Here is a 277-nt window from a genome sequence, read left to right as displayed (position 1 = left end):
ACGCAGGACACCCTCGCGGAAGTCGATCCACCGTTTATACGACTGGATCTCGTTGATACTGAGCAGGAGTGGTTCGTCATCCACGTAGAGTTTCATAAGCTTGGCGTCCGGAACGTTGACAATCGTCTGACCGGTACGCGCGAAACCGTAGGCATTCTCAGCGTGATGGATGTCCCAAATTTCATGGAATCCGTTGATGTAGGTTCCGTGACTGAAAGAGTCGCGGCCTTCCGACGGATTACCACGCATACCGAGATAACCATTACCAATTGAAAAC

General features: G+C 51.3%; 1 pseudogene. It reads right to left on the bottom strand.

Annotated features, from left to right (window positions below):
* Positions 1-277 (bottom strand): annotated as a pseudogene (locus tag FVA95_RS29735) (family 65 glycosyl hydrolase); the annotation flags it as partial.

The sequence above is a fragment of the Pseudonocardia sp. EV170527-09 genome, from assembly GCF_008369905.1.
GTDB lineage: Bacteria > Actinomycetota > Actinomycetes > Mycobacteriales > Pseudonocardiaceae > Pseudonocardia.
Note: the sequence above shows the minus strand (reverse complement) of the source record. Positions and strands in the feature narration are given on the sequence as shown.